The sequence below is a fragment of the Ardenticatenales bacterium genome (genome assembly GCA_020634515.1).
GTDB lineage: Bacteria > Chloroflexota > Anaerolineae > Promineifilales > Promineifilaceae > JAGVTM01.
On the sequence record JACKBL010000001.1, the window covers coordinates 229,047 to 248,911 of the forward strand.

Here is a 19,865-nt window from a genome sequence, read left to right on the forward strand (position 1 = left end):
GAGCGTTCGTCGTTACTAATTCTCCTGATATTTCTAACAATTGCCTTTGTGCCACGAGGCATCAACCGGGCGGGGCGCACCATCAACTGATAACCATACTTGAAGGAGGGTCACATGAATTGGGTCAGCTTTTTTTTCGGCGCTTTTGTTGGCTTCATTGTTGAATGGGTCATAGACCTATTTTATTGGCGACGGCAGCATGGGCAAACAGCGGCGGAACTGGACGCGGCGCGCGCGGAGATGCGCGATATGGATGCCCGTTTCCAGGAGAGCTTGCGCACGACCAAAGCTGCCGAGCGTGAAATGGAAGCAGCCAGGGCCAGCCTGACCAGCACGACAAACGAATTGAATATCTTGAAGGAACAGCTTGCCGGGGCGCAGGCCGCGGGGGAAACCGCTGTGGCGCAGTTGGCGGAATGCCGCGAACATTTGCAGGCCAATGAAGCGGACGTGGCTCAGTTGACGGCGCGCCTGGGCGAAGCCGACGAAACGATTGCCACGCTGCGGGCGGAACTGCAGGCGGCGCAGGCGGAGGTCAGCACTCTGGCGCAAAAGCTGGCGGCAATGGAGACAACCGCAACAGATGCGACGCGGAATGTTGTCGCGGAAGCGGAGAACGACGCCGCTGCACCACCCCCGCCCGACAATCTGACGAAAATTGAAGGCGTGGGTCCGAAAATCGCGGGATTGCTGAATCAGGCGGGAATTATGACTTTTGCCCAACTGGCGCAGGCGGAAGTCGGTCACTTGCAGGGCATCCTGGCTGAAGGCGGCCCTCGTTTCCAACTGGCGGATCCGGGCAGTTGGCCGGAGCAGGCGACGCTGGCCGCCGCGGGGGATTGGGAGGCGTTGCGTCGCCTGCAGGATAATCTCAAAGGCGGACGCAGCGCCAGAGACGCCGCGCAGCCGCTGTAACTGCCATTTGCGTTAAGGGCGCATCCGTTAATGAAGGCTTCTCTCGGGAATTGACGGATGCGCTTGAAGGGTTCTTGTGTATTGGAAAGTCCAAAGTTAATCCTAAGTGGGTCGGCTGAAGTCGCCACGCCCCAAACGTCGGTGTCCTGTAGGCTATTTGAGGATGTGGACGTAACGACCAGGCCCGCTGCCTGAGCTTGTGGCAGGCGGGATGGGCGTCGACAGGCTCAGCCCACGAGAGAGTTAGCCGTAACACGCAAGCAAGGTGGTGTGATTGATATGGATAATGAACGTGTGCCACGGGAAGTGTTGGCTTACGATGTGGTGAAGTTGATTGTGGCCCTGGCGCTGCTGGGGATTACGGGGATGCTGCTCTTGCAGGCGACGGGTGGCCAGGCGGCTGCCTGGTTGCCGTTGCCGTTGCTGATGTAGCGACGGTTTCGTTGGATGTGGTTGCGAAAGCCCAACCAGAGGGTTGGGCTTTTTGTTTGAGGGCGTGGTTTATGCGCCAAAGAGGCCGTCGCGGAGGAGAATGCCGGCAAAAACCACCAACACCACCATACTCACAAACATCAATCCCCGCCGCACGCGCCACCCCAACCGCCGCGCCTGATGAAAAACCCCCACCATCACGGCCATACCCGCCAGGAAAATCCCGTAGAAGCCCAACAAGAAAAGCGTGGCGTGCGCGGCGGACTGCCGCCAGGCGACCAGCAGCAGCGGCCCGTTCACCAATCCCCAAAAAAGGTAAGGTCCTGGACTGAGCAGATTCATGACCACGGCGCGGCGCAGACTGGATACACGCGCTTCAGGGGCGGGCGTCGCGGCGGTTGGCTCCCGTAGTTGCCGCCAGACGCCCCAGGCCAGATAGAGCACGAACAATCCGCCGACCACGCTCAACCCCCGTGTGATGGCCGCCGGGAGTTGGTCAAGCAGAAACGTCATCACCAGGATGATGGGCGCGTCGGAGATGAGGGGGGCCAGGATGACGGGTAGCCCGCGCCGCCAGCCACCCGCCAGCGATTCGGAGACGAGGAACGCTTGCAGCGGTCCGGGCGCGCCCGCCGCCGTCAGCCCCAGTCCCGCCCCTCGTAGGAAGAATTCGAGCGGCGTCATCATTGCGAATGGACAAGGCCTTGTTCCACCGATTGATGTGGATGAGAACGGGGATGTTTATTCATGTTAGCGGATGAACGACGATGAGAATGCCCTCAATTGCTTTGGGACCGGATGAGCCATTTGCTTTTCTTCCTTGGACGGAAAGGCGGCGCAGTGCATCATTTGTATCATGCCGGCAGCAACAAGTGCAAGTCGCCGAATTCATGCCAGAGATATTTTTCGCGCAGGGCGGCGGCGTAGCATTGGCGCAGATGGGGCAGCCCGGCCAGCGTTTGCAGCATGGCCAGGTGCGTGGCGCGGGGTTCGTGGAATCCGGTGAGCATGCCGTTGACGACGCGCAGGCCGCGGTCTGGGGTGATGATGAGGTCGGTCCAACCGCTGCCGGCATTTACCCGACCATCACCATCTGCCACACTCTCCAGCGCCCGTACCGCCGTCGTGCCCACGGCAATTATCCGCCCCCCATTTTCCCGCGCAAAATTCACCAGCCGCGCCGAAGCCGGCGGCACCTCGAAGTATTCCGGGTAAGGGGGTTCGTCCGCCTCCAGGCTGGCTACCCCCGTGTGCAGCAGCAGCGGCGCGAAGAGGACGCCCCGCGCCACCAGCCGCGTCATCAACGTCGGCGTGAAGGCGCGGCCGGCGGAAGGCATCTCCGCGCTGCCCATGCGCGTGGCGTAAACTGTCTGGTAGTAGCTGCCCGGCCACCCCTGGGGCACGTAGTTGTAGCGGATAGGGCTGCCATGTTGTTGGAGGTAGCGGCCAATGCGTGCCGGCAAATCCAGCCGCGCCCGCCACAAACGGACATGCTCCGAATGCTCACTGTAGGGCGCGAGCAGCGTGGCGCTGCCCCCTGCCGGCAGCGTCAGGCATTCGCCGGCGCTGGCCGTGAAGAGAGGCAGCGTTCCTTTGTCTCCCGGTTGGCGCGGCTCTACCACCCATGTATCCGTGTCCAGACGGTTGGAAAGATGCAGCCGCACGGTTGTGTTGTCGGCGCGGCGCGCGGGCAGGGCGGCATTGAGTGTGCCGCTGGTGTTGATGATCAGGAGGTCGCCCGCACGCAGGAAGCCGGGCAGGTCACGGAACTGGCTGTGTTGGATGCGGTCGGTCGCGGACACCTGTTCGCGGCGCGGAAAATAGGAAACCAGCAGACGCACTTCGTCGCGGGCGAGGCCGCGGGCTTCGGGCGGGGTTCCTGCTTCCAGTTCCGCCGGAAGGTCAAACGCCAGCGATCCCGTGAGGCGCGCGGGCGGCGGGGCTGTGGCGGGCGCAAATGTCATGGTGGGCAGCATCAGGACACCTCCCTTTGCGCCACTTCGCGGGCGACATAGCGACCACTGGGCCAATCGCCGTCGAGGAGGCGGCGGAAACCGGGCACGCTGGCTTCGGGCAGCGGGCGGTCGCTGATGTCTTCGCCGGGGAAGGCTTCCTGGTGCATGGTGGTGCGCATGTCGCCCGGATCGACCCAGTAGACGCGCCAGTGGGGATTTTCGGCGGCCAGGATGTGGGAGAGTTGGTCCAGGGCGGCTTTGCCACTGCCGTAGCCGCCCCAACCGGGGTAGGCTTCCACGGCGGCGTCGCTGGTGACGTTGATAATGCGGGCGTGGGGTTTGAGGGTGTGGCGGACGGCTTGCAGGATGCCCAGTGGGGCGATGACGTTGACGTGGTAGAGGTGGAGGAGGGTTTCCAGGGGGTAGTTGAGGAGGGCGGGTTGGGGGGTGGGGCCGAGAATGCCGGCATTGTTCACCACCACATCCAGCCCCCCCAAATCCGCCGCCGCCCGCGCCAGATCCGCCCGATGCGCCGCGTCAGCCACGTCTCCCGCCCGTGCCACCACCGTTGTCCATTCGCTCAGCTCCGCTTGCGCCTGCTTCAGGGCCATCGCGCCGCGGGCGTCAATCACCAACTGCCACCCCTCCAACGCCAATGCGCGCGCCAGCGCCAATCCCAGTCCCCGCGACGCCCCCGTGATCAAGGCTGTTCGTGTCCCATTTGTCCGTATCATGATATTCACCTCGAATGAAGCATGACAGGCGACAGTGGATGCGCGCAGAAAGTGTCAGCAACTCACGAGCCTGTCCTGAGAAAAGGACGCGGATGAAATCGGCATTTGCGTGATCGGCGCCATCTGTGACTGTTTCTATCTCACAGAACTTGTTGCCTGCCGCCTGGGTTTTCGGTTTTCTTATGCTTCATTCTAGGATCAGGGCGGCTCACCCACATTGATCGGGGGACGAGTTTCCTCACCGGCCAATAGAACGGCTTCCTTACCTGTCCCCAGGTACAGGCGAGGAAGTGGCTTTCGTACGGCTGTGTGCGCCAGCAGCGCGCACAGCCAGATTGATGGTTTCTTGCGCTGCCGGCAAAAAAAACTCCGCCCCGATCACGTGCATGATCTGGGCGGAGTCTCCGTGAGAAGTATTCAGGTGTAACCCGCTTGCGGCGCGTCACACCAAAACAGGCTTATTTGCCGGCATAGTCCAGCGGATTAATCAAGTCGGTGATCGGCGGGCCACCAGGCTTGGAGTACAGGTTCACCATACGCCAGGAGCGATACGCGCCCAGTTCCAGCAGCAAGCTGTAGTTGGTCGTGCCGTCGGGCGACACATCTTGCGCGGTGCTGAGCAGATACTCGCCAAGAGGCTGAATGCCGGAATTGAAGTGGTAGTTGCCATTGGACAACTTCTGCGCGCTGCCGACGGCGAAGGAATAGTTGCCCAGGTTGGCATTGAGCACCAGAGAGGCCGTCATCGCGTTCTCGTCGATTTCAAAGACCTGACCGCGGCTGTAGCACTCCGTCGGAACGGCGCCGCAGCGCGTGTTGCCGTTGTCAAAGATGACAATGCGGTTGTTGGTTACGTAGTTTGCGTCGTGCTGGTGCGAATTCCAGGGATACGGGTCTGGATCGTTGATGGTGAAGTCGCCATCGGGTCCCAGACGCCAGATAACGCTGCCGTCGCCTGTGCCATTGGCGTAGTTGATTTTGATCACCCAGTCCTGGTGACGCATGGAGAGGATGAGATTGCCATCCGGCGTGTAGGAGATGGAATTGGAATGTGTCCAGTCATTGGCGATGACATCCAGCAAGACGGGCGGACAGCCGGGTGACTGATGGGTGCATGTTTCGCCCAAGACGGCCGCACGGTATTGATCCAGGTGATCAAAAGCGTTCCAGGCCCACACAACTTGCCAATCCTGGTCCAGAATGATGATGTAATCGCCGACAACGTCCACGGGGCCGGGGCCTTGCACGTCCACGAGGATGCGTTCGTTGGACCCCAGCAGGGCGTAGTAGCCATTGGCCATCTTGCGGGCTTCGTGATGGAAAGAGGAGAAGTAATCGGTGTGCCCCATGGCCGCCAACTGGTCGTTAATGGATTCGACAGTGGTCTCACGCACGATGTTGCCCGCCAGGTCCACTTCGCGCATGATCTGGCCTTCCAGGTCGCCGCGGTCGTGGCGGATGAGGAAGGTGCCGCCGGGAACGGGGTAGAAGAGTTGCGCTTCGTTAAGGTCATGCGCGTAGTACCAGACAGTACGCCCAAGCAAGTCTTTGGCCTGGGGGTAAGCCGGGACGACATCCGTACCGAGGATGGGTGTGACAAGGACGAGGTTTTCGGCGTAGCTGGTCTGCGCGTTCGGGGGGATGTAGGGGTAGGCGAAGGTCTTGGTTACGGGGACCGTGCCGGCAACAAAGAACTTCAGCGGACCGGTGGAAACAGGATTGCCCTGCGCGTTGAAAGTCTGGTGCAGCATGAAATAGAGGGCATTCTCGTGCATCCCGCCGACGTAGAAGTTCATCGTGTGAACGTCGTCGCACGGTTTCTTGTCCGTGGAAGAGGGGCGCGACGTTTGGAATTCAATGAAGACAACGCGCATGGAATAGCCGGCCGGGCATTTGGGCGCGCTGTAGAGAGCCACCAGATTGTTGGTTGAAGGAGAAACGGTGGGAGACAGCGGCGCGCGCGGTGAAACAAGGTAGACGAGCGAGGTGGACGTGACCTGACCTGTATTGCGGTTCTTCGCGCTGGCCTGGACAATATACAGACCATCATCAATCGGTGCCCAGGTCAACAAGTTGTCCGGGGTGTAGTCGAAGAGAATGCGCATACTCTCGCCCTGACGACCTACGGTAAGGCGATACAGGTAAGGATCCTGGTCATCAACGCCGATGGCCCAATTGATGGGCGTACCCACAAGCTGCCCGCTGGGCAGATCGGGCGTCAGCGTTACAACGACGTCCGGTGCGCCTGCTTCCTGTTCCTGAGCAAACGCCGCGGGAACGGCAAGCAAAAGCGCAGCCATTAGCAGAAAGAATACTTTTTTCACTTTTTCCTCCATCAGGGTGTGAATCGCGCGTTCCGATCAGGCTGTATCGTGTCATACAGAAAGCGGAGAGCTTGTGGAACGCAAAGACAAACAGTTATAATTGCAGAGGTTGCTTCGAGATTATAGGGTAGGGTAAAACGCTTTGCAAATTATTTCACAAAAAAGTTGTAAATGAGACGGGGGTCCGCATATGAAAGATTGTCCGCAAAGGAAAACCATAAGCTGAGGCGCGTCATTATGGGCGAAAATAGTCACGGATTGCGCGGATGACGCGGATTCTTGTTTTGTTCGCAAACGGGTACGCTGCCGGCATCGCCAACTGCCGGCTTATTAATCGTCAATTCTCTTTCAGGCAAGTTGAAAACTCGCCCTACCCGGTCTTTTCCGAGGAGACAGCACGCGCCGCCGCGCACCACCAATGAATGAAAATAGCGCGGTTGACGGGCGACGCTTCCACCAAGTAATCGTCCAAAATTAACTTACTGAGATTGGTCCAATCTTCAAGATTGGACCAATCTTAAAAACGGGAAGTTGTTTATAGACGGTCACCAACTGTCAACTGACCACTACCCACCGCCCACTGTCACATGAGAACATCTTCCCGGAAGCTGCTCTCCAGGGCCATTATCCGTGACGAAGCTTCCGGGAAGATTATTTTCGAAGAAGTTATTACTCTACACGTAATGCGGCGATGACGCGGGGAACGTGGTGGGCAATTTCGCGTGTGAGCAGGCCGGCGGGGCCGGGGGCGGCGCGGAGGGCAGCCGCGCCGTGCAGATAGCCGCCGAGTCGGGCGGCATCGAATGCGGGTAGGTCTTGGGCGCGTAGGGCGGCGATAATGCCGGCAAGCACATCTCCACTCCCCCCTATCGACAAAGCCGCATGGGCAAACGGGAGCAGCGCCACGCGCCCATCGGGGGCCGCGATGACCGTGTACGCCCCTTTGTGTACCACTACTTGCCCCCAGCGGGTGGCCGCTTCCCGGGTCACGGTCACGCGATCTTGCGCCAGCAATGCCGGCAGCGAAACCCCCAACAACCGCGCCAGTTCCCCCGGATGCGGTGTGAGGATGTTGCCCGGCGGCACGCGATTGGGCCAGTCAGGCATTTGCGCCAGCATGTTCAAACCATCCGCGTCGATTACCAACGGCGGCAGGTCGGGGGTATCCAGCAGCGCGGACACAAACGCCTCGGCTTTCCCCAATCCCGGTCCTAGCAGCAGCGCGGCCCGCCCTTTCCAGACGCCGTCCCGCGCCAGCAGGCGTGCCGCATCCGCGCCCAACGTGGTTCGCTCCGGCAGCGGGAGATAGGTGGCTTCGGGAAGCTGAGTGGCAACGGCGGCGCGAATCGCCTGGGGCACGCCGAGGGCAACCAGCCCCGCACCGCCGCGGAGGGCGGCCAGTCCGGCCAGGACGGGCGCGCCCCAATACCGCGCCTGTCCGGCGCAGATGATGGCCGTGCCGAATGTGCCTTTGTGCCCGTCCGGGGGGCGTGGCGGCAGCAGGGCGCGCGCCTCCGCCGCCGTCATCAGGGTGAGGGGGGCGGCCAGTACCGGTTCCAGGTCGGCGCTGATGCCGATGTCGGCGACAACGATCTCGCCGCAGGCTGCCGCGCCGGGAAAAATGAAGTGTCCGCGCTTGGGTCCGGCGAAGGTGATGGTGAGATCGGCGGGGATGGCCAGGGGATCGAGCGCGCCGCTGTCGCAGTTGAGGCCGCTGGGGCAGTCCACGGCGACGACGAGAGGGCGCGGCGGCGGCGGCGGGATGTGGGTGATGGGCAGGAGGGGGGGCTGGTGTGTTTGGGCCAGGTTGTGGATGTGCTCTTGCAGGGCCACCTGAACCTGGCGCAGCAGGTGGGCCAGGTCGCCGCCGATGGGGCGGGAGACGCCCGTGCCCAGGAGGGCGTCCACGAGGATGTCGGTGATATGGAGGCGGTGGCGCAGGACGCGGTAGCGTTGGTCGAGGTCGGCGACGAGGGTGAGCAGACCTATTTGTTGAAGTTGGGCGTAGTTGGCGTCGCTGCCGGCATCGCGCGCGCGGCTGAGGTAGCAAACAACGTCCGCGCCGGCCTGGGCCAGGTAGCGGGCGGCCACGAGGCCATCCCCCCCGTTGTTGCCGGGGCCAACGAGGATGGTGACGTGCAGGCCGGCGACGTTGGTTTTTTGTTGGATGGCGTCGGCGACGGCTTTGCCGGCATTTTCCATCATCCGCTCATAAGAGACACCCGCCACGTCCGCCGCCTTTTCCGCCGCGACCATCTCCGCCACGGAAAAAACCTTCATTTGTGCTCCTCCAGCGCTTTCCGCACCGTCTCCAGCAGCCCTTGAATGTCGTACGGTTTTTGCAGAAAACCCGTCACCCCCAGCCCGGCAAACTGGCGCGTTACCTCCGTCTCGTTGTAGCCGGAGGAAAGGACCACTTTCACGTCGGGATTGATCGCCTTCAGGCCCCGCAGCGTTTCCTCGCCGCTCATCACGGGCATTTTCAGATCCAGCAACACCAGGCTGATTTCCGTCTGGCGTTGACGATACAGGTCAATGCCCAGTGGCCCATTGGCGGCGCTGATAGTTTCCACGTCGGCCAGCGCCAGCACGTCCGTGACGGCTTCGCGCACAGGCTCCTCGTCATCAATAACCAACACAAGATCCGTCTTCACCATTAAATACCCGCCTCCTGTCTCGGAAACCTGAGCCTTTTGTACCTGTGCCGGGAAGAAAACCCAGAATGTGCTGCCTTCGCCGGGCTTGCTGGCAACGTGAATATGACCATTGTGGGTGCGCAGGATGCCCAAAATAGCGGATAGGCCCAGTCCGCGCCCTTGCGCTTTGGTGGAGAAGAAGGGATCGAACGCCCGTCGCAGCGTTTCCTGATCCATGCCCGCGCCGTTGTCCTCAATGCTGAGGCAGACGTACTCTCCGGGAGCCAGTCGGCTGTGAAGTTCTTGCGGTGGGCGATGGGGCGACCAGGCGACTGTATCTTTGCTGGTGCGGATGGTAATGCGCCCTTTGCCGTTGGCGACGGATTCGCCGGCGTTGATGACCAGGTTCATGAGGATCTGCTGGATCTGGCCGCGGTCGGCTTCGATGGTGGGGAGGTCTTCGGCCAGTTGCAGTTCTAACAGCGCCCCGGGGGGGAGGAAGGCGTGCAGGAGGTCTTCGTTCTCACGGACGAAGGTGTTCAGGTTGATATATTCGCGCACAAATTCGCCTTTGCCGGCATACGCCAACAATTGCCGCGTGAGATCAGCCGCCCGTTCCGCCGATTTGACCACCTTATTGATGTGCGCGGCGGCGGCGTGGGTAGGGTCCAGCCGCGCCAACGCCAGCGACGATTGTCCCAGGATGCCCGTGAGCAGATTGTTGAAATCATGCGCGATACCGCCGGCCAGCAGGCCCAGGCTTTCCAATCGCTGCCGCTGCTGCCGGGCTTCTTCTTCTTGTTTGCGCAGGGAAATATCGATCACGCTGGCGCGCAGCAAATTGCGCCCGGCGGCGGGCAATTGCACCAACCGTACTTCGCACCATATTTCCTGACCATCACCACGGCGGAAAAACCACTCAAACGCGGGCATCTCGCCAGCTGCTACCTGGTTGATGTGCCCGGTGATCATCTCCGCCACATTGTCGCCGTCGGGCTGCCGCGCCGCGCTGATATCCAGTGGGCTCATGGTGAGCAGGGCGGCGCGCGGGTAGCCAAACAGTTTTGCCGCGTTTTCGTTGACGGCGACGAAGTGCCCCTGGTCTACGTCGTAGAGGAGGATGGCTTCGGGGGCGTGTTCGACAAGGGTGCGGAAGCGTTCTTCGCTTTCGTGCAGGGCTTGTTCGGCCAGTTTGCGGTCGGTGAAGTCGTATAACATGCCGGCAACGTACCGCAGTTCCCCATCCGCTTTCCATACTGTTTGCAGGCTGACCATGTTCCAACGCGCCAGGCCTTCCTTCGTCTGGTAGCGGCATTCATACTGCACGCATATCTGCTCCCGGTTGAGCAGTTTTTGCCACAACGCCGCACTAGATGACCGGTCTTCCGGGTGGATATACATGAGGCGGGAACGTCCCAGACTTTCGGCCACAGTGTACCCCGTCATCCGTGACCAGGCGGCATTGAGGAAAAGATAGCGACCGGCGGCGTCCAACTGGCAGATGACCTCCTGCGCGTTGTCTACCACGGAGCGGTATCGCTCTTCGTTGCGGCGGACTTCGGTGTAGAGGCGGGCGCGCGTGATAGCCTGGTTGAGGTGCGCGGCCAGGGTGCCCATCAAGTGCAAGTCCGCTTCGGTGAGGGTGATGGCGTCGGTGCATTCGATGTTAAAGACGCCGACGGCTTGCCCTTCGTCAAAGAGAGGGACGCAGATTTCGGATTGAATGCCGGCAAAAGCGTGCAAAAATGCCGGTTCCTCGCGTACGTCTCGAACGAAAATGGGTTGCCTGGTGCGCACCGCTCGCCCCATCACGCCTGTGTACAACGAAATCCGCGACAGCACTTGAGGATAGCCGACCTGATGTTGCAGCACCAGTGTCTTGTCCTCCAGCCAGTAGAGGCTGACCAGGGTGTAGCCGAACGTATCCGCGGTGACTTCGACGATTTTGCGGAAGAGTGCCGGCAGATCCAACTCCCCCGCCAACGCCATCCGCACCTTATCCAGAAGCCGGTTCTCCCGCGCCCGCCACTGCGCGTCCCACAACAGCGCCCGATACTGCTGTTCGCTCCGCCGCAGCGCCTCCTCCGTGCGAATACGTTCCGACAACTGCTCCTGCAACTGCGTATGCAGGCGGGCGTTGGCAATAATCAGAGAAATGCGGTTCGCCACCTCTTGCAGCAGCGTCTGGTCCTCCTCCATGAACGGCGGAGACTCCTGGCGGCGCACCACGGCCAACGTGCCCACTATCTCTTCCTGCAAACGCAGCGGCACAATCAACAGACTGTTAAATCCACGATAGAATCGCTCCCGCTCGGCGCGTATTGGATCTGGAACAAAAAAGGGGAGGAGCAGCGGCTGCCCACTCATGAACACCTGCCCCGGAAAGCCCTCTTCAGGAGTTTGGTTGGTCCGCGCCAGCGATTCGCGCATCTCCGCGACCAGATGGGGGTCCGTGTGATACACGGCCGCGGGGATCAGGAAACGACCATCGTCGGAAAGCAGGCGCACGATGCAGATTGCATCCATCAGGCGCGACACTTGCCGTGCGGCGGTCTCCAGCGCCGCGTCATATTCCAACGCGACCTCGGCGAGTGATTGGAAAAGCTCAATAAGCAGTTCGAAATGTTTAGCCTTCATTCTTATTGACTTGAGGGCTGGCGACTGACGATATTCGGAGCTACAAGAGGGTGGTCATGTATAGTCCTTCCAGAGAAAAACCGAGTCGTTGATAGTAGCGGCGCGTGCCAATGGCGCTAATGACGGCGAGATGGCTGTAACCTTGCGCGCGCGCCATCCCCCGCGCTGTCTCCACCAGGGCGCGCCCCAGACCCATGTGCTGTGCCTCCCCCTGGCTCGATTCGCCCAACAACAAGGCCGGTCCGTAGACGTGGACTTCCCGAATCATGGCATGGCCGACCAGCTCCGGCAGGGGCGGTTCCGCGTCCGGGCGCGGCAGCGAGAGGCGCAAAAAGCCGGCAATACGCCCGTCGGCCCGCTCGAAGCTGAGGAATTGTTCGGTGGTGGCGTCTGTTTCGTAGCCGTCTACGCGCAGGCTCAATTCGGCGGCGGTGACTTTTTCGCGCCGGATTTCGCGGCAGCGAATACACTGGCAGGGCTGCCCCATTCGGTTCATTTGCTGCTGCGCCATTTGACGGAGGTTGGCTTTCTTCATGCCGGCAACAACATTCGTCGTTGGAATGTCCCGCACCACCCGATTGATCCGCACCCAGCGCGGCACCTGTTGCTTACAGGCTACCAACACCCGCAACGCCTCCTCCTCGCTGTATGGTTCATACTCCCCCCGTTGCCAGTGGGCGTATAGCTCCGCATTCTCCACCAGCATACAAGGGTAAATCTTCAACTCGTCCGGGCGAATCGCGGGGTCGTCCCACAGCCGCGCAAAGTCCGCAATATCACTGTCAGGGGTCGCCCCCAGCAAATTGGGCATCCAGTGGGCGTGAATCTTGTAGCCCGCCAGGCGCAGCAGCCGAATTGCCCGCCGCGTCGTGGCCACATCGTGTCCGCGCTGGTTCAATGCCAGAATGCGGTCGTCCAGGCTCTGAATACCGATTTGCACCTTCGTCACGCCCAGGAAACGGAACCAGCGCAGTTCCTCCACGTTAATGTGGTCGGGGCGCGTCTCCACCACCAGCCCCACGTTGCGGCAGCGCCCACGCGCGTTCAGTTGTTGTGCCTGCGTCAGGCTCTCTGCTTCCTGTCCGTTCAGCGCGTCCAGGCAGCGCTTCACAAACCATTCCTGATAATCGCGGCGATAGCTGGACCATGTGCCGCCCAGAATGAGCAGCTCAATTTTCTGCGTGGGGTGGCCGATGTTGCGCAGTGCCTCCAGGCGAGCCGCCGTTTGCGCGAAGGGGTCAAAAGCGTGCCGCTCGGCGCGCATTGCTCCCGGCTCGTCGGGCAAATAGCTCTTGGGCATACGCACATCAGTCGGGCAGAAAATACACTTGCCCGGACATGGATACGGTTTTGTCAGCACCGTCACGGTGGTCACGCCAGCCTGGGTGCGCGTGGGCTTCATCTGCAGGTGGGTGATGGCTTCCGGCTGCCACGTCATCACGCCTGCCTGGCACAGGTCCCGATAGACGCGCAGCAACTGGTCCTTAGACATCCAGGGCAAGCCACGGCGGGCGTGTCGCCCCATCACGCGGCGATAGGCCGGCCCCGTGAGTGGTTTTTGCCGCAGCAGGTCATCAATCAAGGCGGCGAATGCCTGCTCGCGCCCGGTGGTGTCTACGGGTTGGTGATTTTGCTGCCAGCGATCTTCCTGCGCCAACGTTTGATCCAGAGGAAACATGGTCATGGTTTCATTGTAGCATGACAGGAGGGGGAACGCGATAGGGAAAAGGCCAGGGGTGCGCGGCGTTCTTGTTGACGGCGCATCATCCCGTCATTCCGAGTCTGGCGAGAAATCCCGGCCGTGTTTGCCGATAACCGTCGTCTGGATTCCTCAGGCTACGGCCTTCGGCATGACACGGGATCATACCCCGGTCATTCCCAAGCTGGTATTCACCAGGGATGGCAAAAGCCCGTTAGACTAATCTGACCCGTCAACAAATGCCCCGGCCACCCAACGGACAGGGGAGCGTTGCGCTGGCGGATCAGGTGCCGCGGGCAAGACTTATCAGGGCCTTACGCAGTGCTTTGTGTTCGGCGCTGGTGGGAGCGGGGCCGTCCATGACGGCGGCGATGAATTCGGGGGGCGGCAGGTAGTGGTGGGTCGTGACGTAGTGATGGAGGAGGTCGGGCGCGGCGTAGATGTCCAACTCGCCAATGACGCGAATTTCCGCCCCCCCGTAGGGGGAGATGGTTTGGTGACAGATGGGGCAGGGGCGGGCGGCGGGCGCGGCGCAGACGGTGTGGTCGGGCCGACAAAATGCAAGCAGGCGCGCGGCAAAGGCGGGCGGCGCGTCCCCGGTGGCGAAGGGCATTCCGCCGCGCAGCCAACCGACCGCCAACGGCAGCATTCCTAACGCCTCATCTGCGCCGCAGCCCGTGTAGGGGGCCAGGTCGTGCCAATCCGCGCGCCTGCGAGCCATTATCTAACTGATTAGTTCCATCATCGTGCGCAACGTTTCCACGTTGAACACGGTCAGGTTCATGGTGGTGATAGGGCTTTCCCGCCAGAGCGAAAGTCGTTCTTTGACCCGCTCCTTCGGTCCGACGAGGGCTACTTCGTCAATCAACGCCGGGGGAATAGCCATCATGGCTTCGCCCTGCCGCCCGGAGAGGTAGAGGTCTTGCACTTTGGCCGCGGCCTCCGCAAATCCGTAGCGCACCGCCAGGTCGTTGTAGAAGTTCTTGCCTTTGGCGCCCATGCCGCCGATGTAGAGGGCCAGCATAGGGCGGAGCATGTTGTAGGCGATGTCTATGTTGTCTTCGATAACGACGGAGACGGTGGGGGCGATGTCGAAATTGGCGTACCCTTTTTCTCCGCCGGCGCGGGCGAATCCTTCCTGGATGGCCGGCTCATAGATTTCGTGGTATTTGCGCGGGGAGAAGAAGATGGGTAGCCAGCCATCGGCGATTTCGGCGGTGAGGGCGACGTTTTGGGGGCCGATGGCGGCCAGGTAAATGGGGATGTTCGGGTCGGCTTGCAGGGTGCTTTTCAGCGGTTTGCCCAGTCCTGTGGCGTCGGGGCCGTTGTAGGGTATCTGGTATAGCTTGCCATCATAGGTAAGGCGGTCCTGGCGGGCGAAAACGCGGCGCAAGATGTCCACGTATTCGCGGGTGCGGGTGAGGGGGCGGGCGTAGCTGACGCCGTGCCAACCTTCGACCACTTGCGGTCCGGAGAGGCCCAGGCCCATAAGAAAGCGCCCGCCGGATAGTTGGTTGAGGGTCATGGCGGTCATGGCGGCGTTGGCGGGGGTGCGTCCGGGCATTTGCATGATGGCCGTGCCCAACTTGACGTGTTGTGTGTGCGCGCCAATCCAGGTCAAGGGGGTGATGGCGTCGGAGCCGTAGGCTTCGGCGGTCCAGACGGCGTAGACGCCCAGGCGGTCCGCTTCCTGGGCGAGTTCGAGGGGGAGTTGTATTTTGCCGGCAGCGTAGCCGAGCATCAGGCCAATACGCATGAGAAACTCCTGAGTGGGTGGCCGCCAGGTAATCGTTGTCAGGCGGCGCGGAAATGGCTATCGTGAGAACGGGTTCCTTCTCCAACCGCGTCAGGGGCGATTATAGCAAAAAAGCGCCAACTATCCGTAGTGGACGCCTGTCAACCGTTCTGAGACTTGCCAGAGGCGCTGGCGTGTCGCTGCGTCGTAGGCTTCCTTATTGGCTTTTTTCTCGGCGGGATACCCGCGCACATTTAACCAGCGGGGGCCGTAGAAGACGCCGCCTCTGGCGTCCTCCGCCGTCATCCCATACAACATGGGCAGCACGCCCATCTTGATGTCCTGGGCGAAAAGGGGTTCTGTCAGACGGTAGAGCCAGGCTTCCATTCTCGTGTTTGATTGTGCGACGCTGTTTGTCTGCAAATTGCCCATGACCATGCCCGGATGGGATGTATTCACGATGGTGTCGTACCCGGCGGCGGTCAGTCGTTCTTGCAGTTCAAGGGTAAACAGAATATTCGCCAACTTGCTTTGCCCATAGGCGGCCCAACGGCTGTATTCTTTTTCGCCCATCAAGTCGTCGAAATTCATTGTTCCGGTGTAGTTGGCGCTGCTGGTGACGTTGTGGATGCGCGCGTGCGGCGTCTTGACGATTATGTCTATCAGAAGGCCCGTGAGGGCAAAATGACCGAGGTGATTGACGCCGAACTGCATTTCAAAACCATCTACTGTTTCCTGGCGCGGGATTGCCATAATGCCGGCATTGTTCAAGAGAACATCAAGCCGACCAAACTTCGCCTTGAACGCCGCCGCAAATGCGTGAACGGAACGCAAATCCCCTACATCAAGCTGCATCAAGTCCAGAGACGCATTGGGCTGGTTTTGCAGAATATCAGCCTGAGCCTTGTTGCCTTTGGTTATATTGCGCGCCGTCATCACCACAGTCGCGCCCCTGGCGGCCAATATACGGGCGCACGCAAACCCCAAGCCACTGTTCGCGCCTGTGATAACGACGACTTTTCCGGCCAGATCGGGGATGTTCTCTTGTGTCCATTTTGCGTTCATGATTTATTCTCCTCCAATGTCCAATGGCTTCTCGACAGCACAAAAGCGATACACGTTGACGGACATCCATGATTCGGACGGCCAATGGCAAAGGCCGGTTTTAAGCAAAAAGCGCCGCAATCGCGGCGCTTTTGAAATCATGCCCTCACGGGGATTCGAACCCCGGTTTTAGCCTTGAAAGGGCTACGTCCTGGTCCCCTAGACGATGAGGGCAACGGAGGGAATTGTATCATTGGCCGTATGGGAGGTCAAGCACGATGTGCTACCGCGAAGGCGAGATCGCCGTTGAACAAACCGGGCGAAACGCCTAAAATGTAGGGGACGTTTGGGGTTGTCGTGGCGATTACCCCGTCCGGAAAGGGCATAGCGCGGATGAGACAGGAAGGTTTCACCGGCTGCGCCAACTCTGATGAATGGAAACGAATCAGCCTCAGGGGTACGTGGTCCAATACATCTTCCCGGAGGCTCGATTTCCGACCCAGAGCGTCTCATCATTCGAGTCATTTAGGTAACTACTAACGCTCTCTGGAGATTGGACCAATTTCACGCGTTCAATGGCGATTTTCACCAGAGCAAATTGGTCCAATCTGGCTTAGTAGTTACCCGGGAAGATTATTTTCGAAGGAGCTTACTCGTGACAATCATAGGGATTAATCACGTCGCTATCGTTGTGCCAGACCTGGAAGCCGGGCAACGTTTCTGGGTTGACGCGCTGGGGCTTTCCCTGGACCATGTGGCGCACGTACCGGAAGAGGGTGTTGATGTGGCATTTTTGCCGGCAGGCAACACCGAAATCGAACTGCTGCAACCTCTGGACGAAAACAACGGCGTAGGGAAATTTCTGCGAAAACGGGGGCCGGGCATTCATCACATCTGCCTGGAGGTAGCCCATATCGAGGAGACGATGAGCATTCTTCGTGATAAAGGTGTTCGACTCCTCAACGAAACGCCGCGCACCAATCCAGATGGACGGAAATATGCTTTTGTTCATCCTAAAAGCACGGGGGGCGTGCTCGTAGAACTGTACCAGATTCCTCACACGCCTGACCTTCATGAAGACGACCAGAAGCCAGGTGGTTACGAAGACTAAGGGCGCATCCGTTAATAAAGGCTACGCTCGGGAATTGACGGATGCGCTTGGATGAAAACCTGGGTTTTGCGCCGCAAACGTGTGGTGTGCCAGGCAAGAACCCGAAATAACCCAGGCGATACCAGGTTGTTTTCTTAAGGCGCAATAGGTCATTAGTGGCATTTCTGGTTCCCATCATGGCAAATGGAAGTGATAAATGTCTTGAATATTTATGACATTTGTCATCAAAAGGGAAACCTGTTTATACTACCATACGTTCCTGTTGTCCCACAGGCTTGTGGTGTTCTCCTTACACGCTTCCAACTCAACCGTTCTTTGCGGCAAGCTATCAACTGAGCAGTCTTGTTTGTCTGCAACCACGGCATGGCTGTTGATTGGAATGCAAACAAACAAATCTACCCCTGCCCTCTTGTTAACTGGTCACTTCGGTAAAGATGAGTATTGCTGACTACCCGCTTGATGCGGATCACCAACCAGACCCCGTACGCCCGGCTTCCCGCCGTTTCCTTTGGGTCGTCTATGCGCTAATCGGTCTGTTCGTCATTGGCTCGCTGGCTTTTGCCACCTTCCGCCCGATCTTGGTGTTGCCGCGTATTGGACTCGCTCCGGGTTTCTCGCTACAAGATGAAACCGGCCAGCGATTTACCAGCGAAGATTTGCGCGGGCAAATTGCCGTGTATAACTTCACTTACACGAACTGTGTGTCGCCCTGCCCGGATACCGACGCCGTGATGCAGGGCGTGCAGGCGCGGTTGGGGGAGGTGGATACGGGGGGTATTCCGGTAACGTTGGTGACGGTCTCTTTTGATCCCCGGCGGGACACGCCTGAACGTCTGCGCGAATATGCGGCGCGGCTACGAGGAGAGGATGAAAACTGGCATTTTCTCACGGGCGCGCCAGATCGGTTGAAATGGATGATTGGCGGTGGGTTTAGCGTCTTTTATGACGCCCGCGATGATGGGACGTTTACGTTTGACCCCGCTTTTATGTTGGTCGATGGGACGGGCATTTTGCGGGCGGAGTATCGCACGGCCACGCCCGAAGTGGACCGCGTCTTGCGCGATGTAGGGCTGGTGGCGCAGGAGGCCAACAAGAGCAAGGGGGCCAATCGCGCTGCTTATGAGGCTGCCCACCTTTTCCTTTGTTATCCCCGTTAACGACGGTGAGCGTAATCTGATATGGATTCGGAATCAACTTCGGTCGTCGGGAAAAATGCCGGCACAACCCCCATCTGGCTTCTGGCTATTATCGGACTGCTTGGTGGCCTGCTGCTCTTCTTTCTTATCCGCTTCCTCCTCACCGGCAGCCTGTTCGGCACGCAGCCCTTTCACGGTGTTGTGCTGCAATCACCACAACAGGCCGTCAACTTCACCCTCATGGGGCCCGACGAGCAACCCGTCAGCTTGAATGATTTTCGTGGCAAGGTCGTTCTGCTCTATTTTGGCTACACCTTCTGCCCCGATGCCTGCCCGGCCACGCTATCCGTGCTCAAGGAAGTGCGCCAACAGTTAGGGCGGCGTGCCGATGATGTCCAGGTAGTCATGATCACAGTAGACCCGGAACGGGACACGCCCACGCGCCTGGCCGACTACGTGCGCAGCTTCGACCCCACGTTTGTCGGCTTGAGTGGCACGCTGGATCAAACCAGCGCTGTCGCCACGGACTATGGCATCTTCTTTGAGAAACAACCCGGCACGGCCGCTACAGGGTATCTTGTAGACCACACGGCTACCGTAGCCGCGATCGACAAGGACGGTTATTTACGCCTCATCTTTCTCTTCGACATGAGCGCGGAGGAAATTGCCGCCGACGTGCGTCGCCTGCTGCGTTAAAATCGCCATTGGCGTTTCATTTTTTCAACCCGTCAGTTTCGCTGTGGTCAGTAGTCCGCCACCATCACCATCCACAGATAACTGGCCCATGTCTAATCAGGAGACTGCTATGAAATGGTTAAGGAAGTTGTTTGAAGGCGAGTATGATGCGCCACAGGGCACGATGGTCCTGTTGGCCCTGTTCCTATTCTTTATTATTGTGCTTTGGGGCAATGCGTATCTCCACGTCGTCACCAATGGCACAACGCAATAGGTCGCGCCACAGCGATCTGTTCAACGATTTGAGGAGGGAAGTAACATGCACGTAAATCGTTACGAGAAATTTTGGATCATTCTCAGTTCCTTGTTGTTGGTTGTTTTTGCCGCCGCCGTAGCCACCAGCAGTGTTGCCTATGGCATTCAAGTGCCCGCGCCGGAACAACGTGTAGACCCGCGCGTGGTGGCAACGCCGGGCAACTCGCCATTTGGCGAACCGGGCTTGCGCGAACTGGCTCCAGGGAAATACGAAGCCTACATCCTGGCGCAGGCATGGTCTTATTCGCCCAAAGAGATACGAGTTCCCGTAGGCTCGACGGTGACGTTTTATCTCACCAGCCGTGATGTACAGCATGGTTTCAAACTGGAAGGGACAAACATCAATATGATGGTATTGCCGGGGCAAGTCTCCAAACTGACGACGACCTTTGACAAACCAGGCACGTATCCTTTCATTTGCCACGAATATTGTGGTGTGGGCCATCAGTCGATGTTTGGGCAACTCATCGTCGAAGGATAGGCAATAGACGCGACGATGAACGGACTGGCATCGTCT

The 19,865-nt window shown here is 59.6% G+C and carries 17 protein-coding genes and 1 tRNA gene; 7 read left to right on the forward strand and 11 right to left on the reverse strand.

All coding sequences use genetic code 11. The annotated features are described in order from the left end of the window. Positions 1-114 precede the first annotated feature (114 nt). Entirely contained in the window at positions 115-915 is an 801-nt protein-coding gene (locus tag H6650_00935) for a hypothetical protein (protein ID MCB8950555.1), read from the forward strand. Positions 916-1,194: 279 nt separating this feature from the next. Continuing rightward, on the forward strand, positions 1,195-1,347 hold the full coding sequence (locus tag H6650_00940; protein ID MCB8950556.1) for a hypothetical protein: 153 nt from the start codon (positions 1,195-1,197) through the stop codon (positions 1,345-1,347). Between the two features lie 69 nt (positions 1,348-1,416). Here the strand turns inward: H6650_00940 and H6650_00945 are convergent, their stop codons facing one another. The 11 genes from H6650_00945 to H6650_00995 form a co-directional block, all read right to left on the reverse strand. Further along, positions 1,417-2,034 (reverse strand): LysE family transporter, encoded by a 618-nt coding sequence (locus H6650_00945; protein ID MCB8950557.1) that lies wholly within the window; start codon positions 2,032-2,034, stop codon positions 1,417-1,419. 167 nt (positions 2,035-2,201) lie between these two features. Continuing rightward, complete coding sequence (locus tag H6650_00950) at positions 2,202-3,311, reverse strand: S-adenosylmethionine:tRNA ribosyltransferase-isomerase (GenBank protein MCB8950558.1); 1,110 nt, start codon at positions 3,309-3,311, stop codon at positions 2,202-2,204. Positions 3,312-3,322: 11 nt separating this feature from the next. Then, positions 3,323-4,036, reverse strand: a complete 714-nt coding sequence (locus tag H6650_00955; protein ID MCB8950559.1) for an SDR family oxidoreductase — start codon at positions 4,034-4,036, stop codon at positions 3,323-3,325. 458 nt (positions 4,037-4,494) lie between these two features. Beyond that, positions 4,495-6,360 carry an aryl-sulfate sulfotransferase gene (locus H6650_00960; GenBank protein ID MCB8950560.1) on the reverse strand — a complete coding sequence of 622 codons (1,866 nt, stop codon included), beginning with the start codon at positions 6,358-6,360 and terminating at the stop codon, positions 4,495-4,497. 669 nt (positions 6,361-7,029) lie between these two features. Beyond that, complete coding sequence (locus H6650_00965) at positions 7,030-8,640, reverse strand: NAD(P)H-hydrate dehydratase (GenBank protein ID MCB8950561.1); 1,611 nt, start codon at positions 8,638-8,640, stop codon at positions 7,030-7,032. Next, complete coding sequence (locus H6650_00970; GenBank protein ID MCB8950562.1) at positions 8,637-11,633, reverse strand: PAS domain S-box protein; 2,997 nt, start codon at positions 11,631-11,633, stop codon at positions 8,637-8,639. Before H6650_00970 ends, H6650_00965 begins: the two co-directional genes overlap by 4 nt. Before the next feature lie 40 nt (positions 11,634-11,673). Then, a complete protein-coding gene (locus H6650_00975) occupies positions 11,674-13,317 on the reverse strand; it encodes a tRNA uridine(34) 5-carboxymethylaminomethyl modification radical SAM/GNAT enzyme Elp3 (GenBank protein ID MCB8950563.1) in 1,644 nt (547 codons plus the stop codon). 298 nt (positions 13,318-13,615) lie between these two features. Further along, entirely contained in the window at positions 13,616-14,053 is a 438-nt protein-coding gene (locus H6650_00980; GenBank protein ID MCB8950564.1) for a hypothetical protein, read from the reverse strand. Positions 14,054-14,056: 3 nt separating this feature from the next. Further along, positions 14,057-15,088 (reverse strand): LLM class F420-dependent oxidoreductase, encoded by a 1,032-nt coding sequence (locus H6650_00985; protein ID MCB8950565.1) that lies wholly within the window; start codon positions 15,086-15,088, stop codon positions 14,057-14,059. Positions 15,089-15,208: 120 nt separating this feature from the next. After that, complete coding sequence (locus tag H6650_00990; GenBank protein ID MCB8950566.1) at positions 15,209-16,132, reverse strand: SDR family oxidoreductase; 924 nt, start codon at positions 16,130-16,132, stop codon at positions 15,209-15,211. 140 nt (positions 16,133-16,272) lie between these two features. Then, positions 16,273-16,345: transfer RNA gene (locus H6650_00995), tRNA-Glu, on the reverse strand. Between the two features lie 421 nt (positions 16,346-16,766). On the opposite strand from H6650_00995, the gene mce reads away from it, so the two are divergent. The 5 genes from mce to H6650_01020 all read left to right on the forward strand — a co-directional run bounded on the left by mce (position 16,767) and on the right by H6650_01020 (position 19,829). After that, positions 16,767-17,222, forward strand: a complete 456-nt coding sequence (mce, locus tag H6650_01000) for a methylmalonyl-CoA epimerase (protein ID MCB8950567.1) — start codon at positions 16,767-16,769, stop codon at positions 17,220-17,222. Between the two features lie 434 nt (positions 17,223-17,656). Further along, entirely contained in the window at positions 17,657-18,379 is a 723-nt protein-coding gene (locus H6650_01005; protein ID MCB8950568.1) for an SCO family protein, read from the forward strand. A gap of 21 nt (positions 18,380-18,400) precedes the next feature. Further along, positions 18,401-19,054 carry an SCO family protein gene (locus H6650_01010; protein ID MCB8950569.1) on the forward strand — a complete coding sequence of 218 codons (654 nt, stop codon included), beginning with the start codon at positions 18,401-18,403 and terminating at the stop codon, positions 19,052-19,054. Between the two features lie 109 nt (positions 19,055-19,163). Beyond that, the gene (locus H6650_01015) at positions 19,164-19,307 is read left to right on the forward strand and encodes a hypothetical protein (GenBank protein ID MCB8950570.1); all 144 of its coding nucleotides are present in this window, start codon (positions 19,164-19,166) and stop codon (positions 19,305-19,307) included. 45 nt (positions 19,308-19,352) lie between these two features. Further along, on the forward strand, positions 19,353-19,829 hold the full coding sequence (locus H6650_01020; protein MCB8950571.1) for a cupredoxin domain-containing protein: 477 nt from the start codon (positions 19,353-19,355) through the stop codon (positions 19,827-19,829). Positions 19,830-19,865 lie beyond the last annotated feature (36 nt).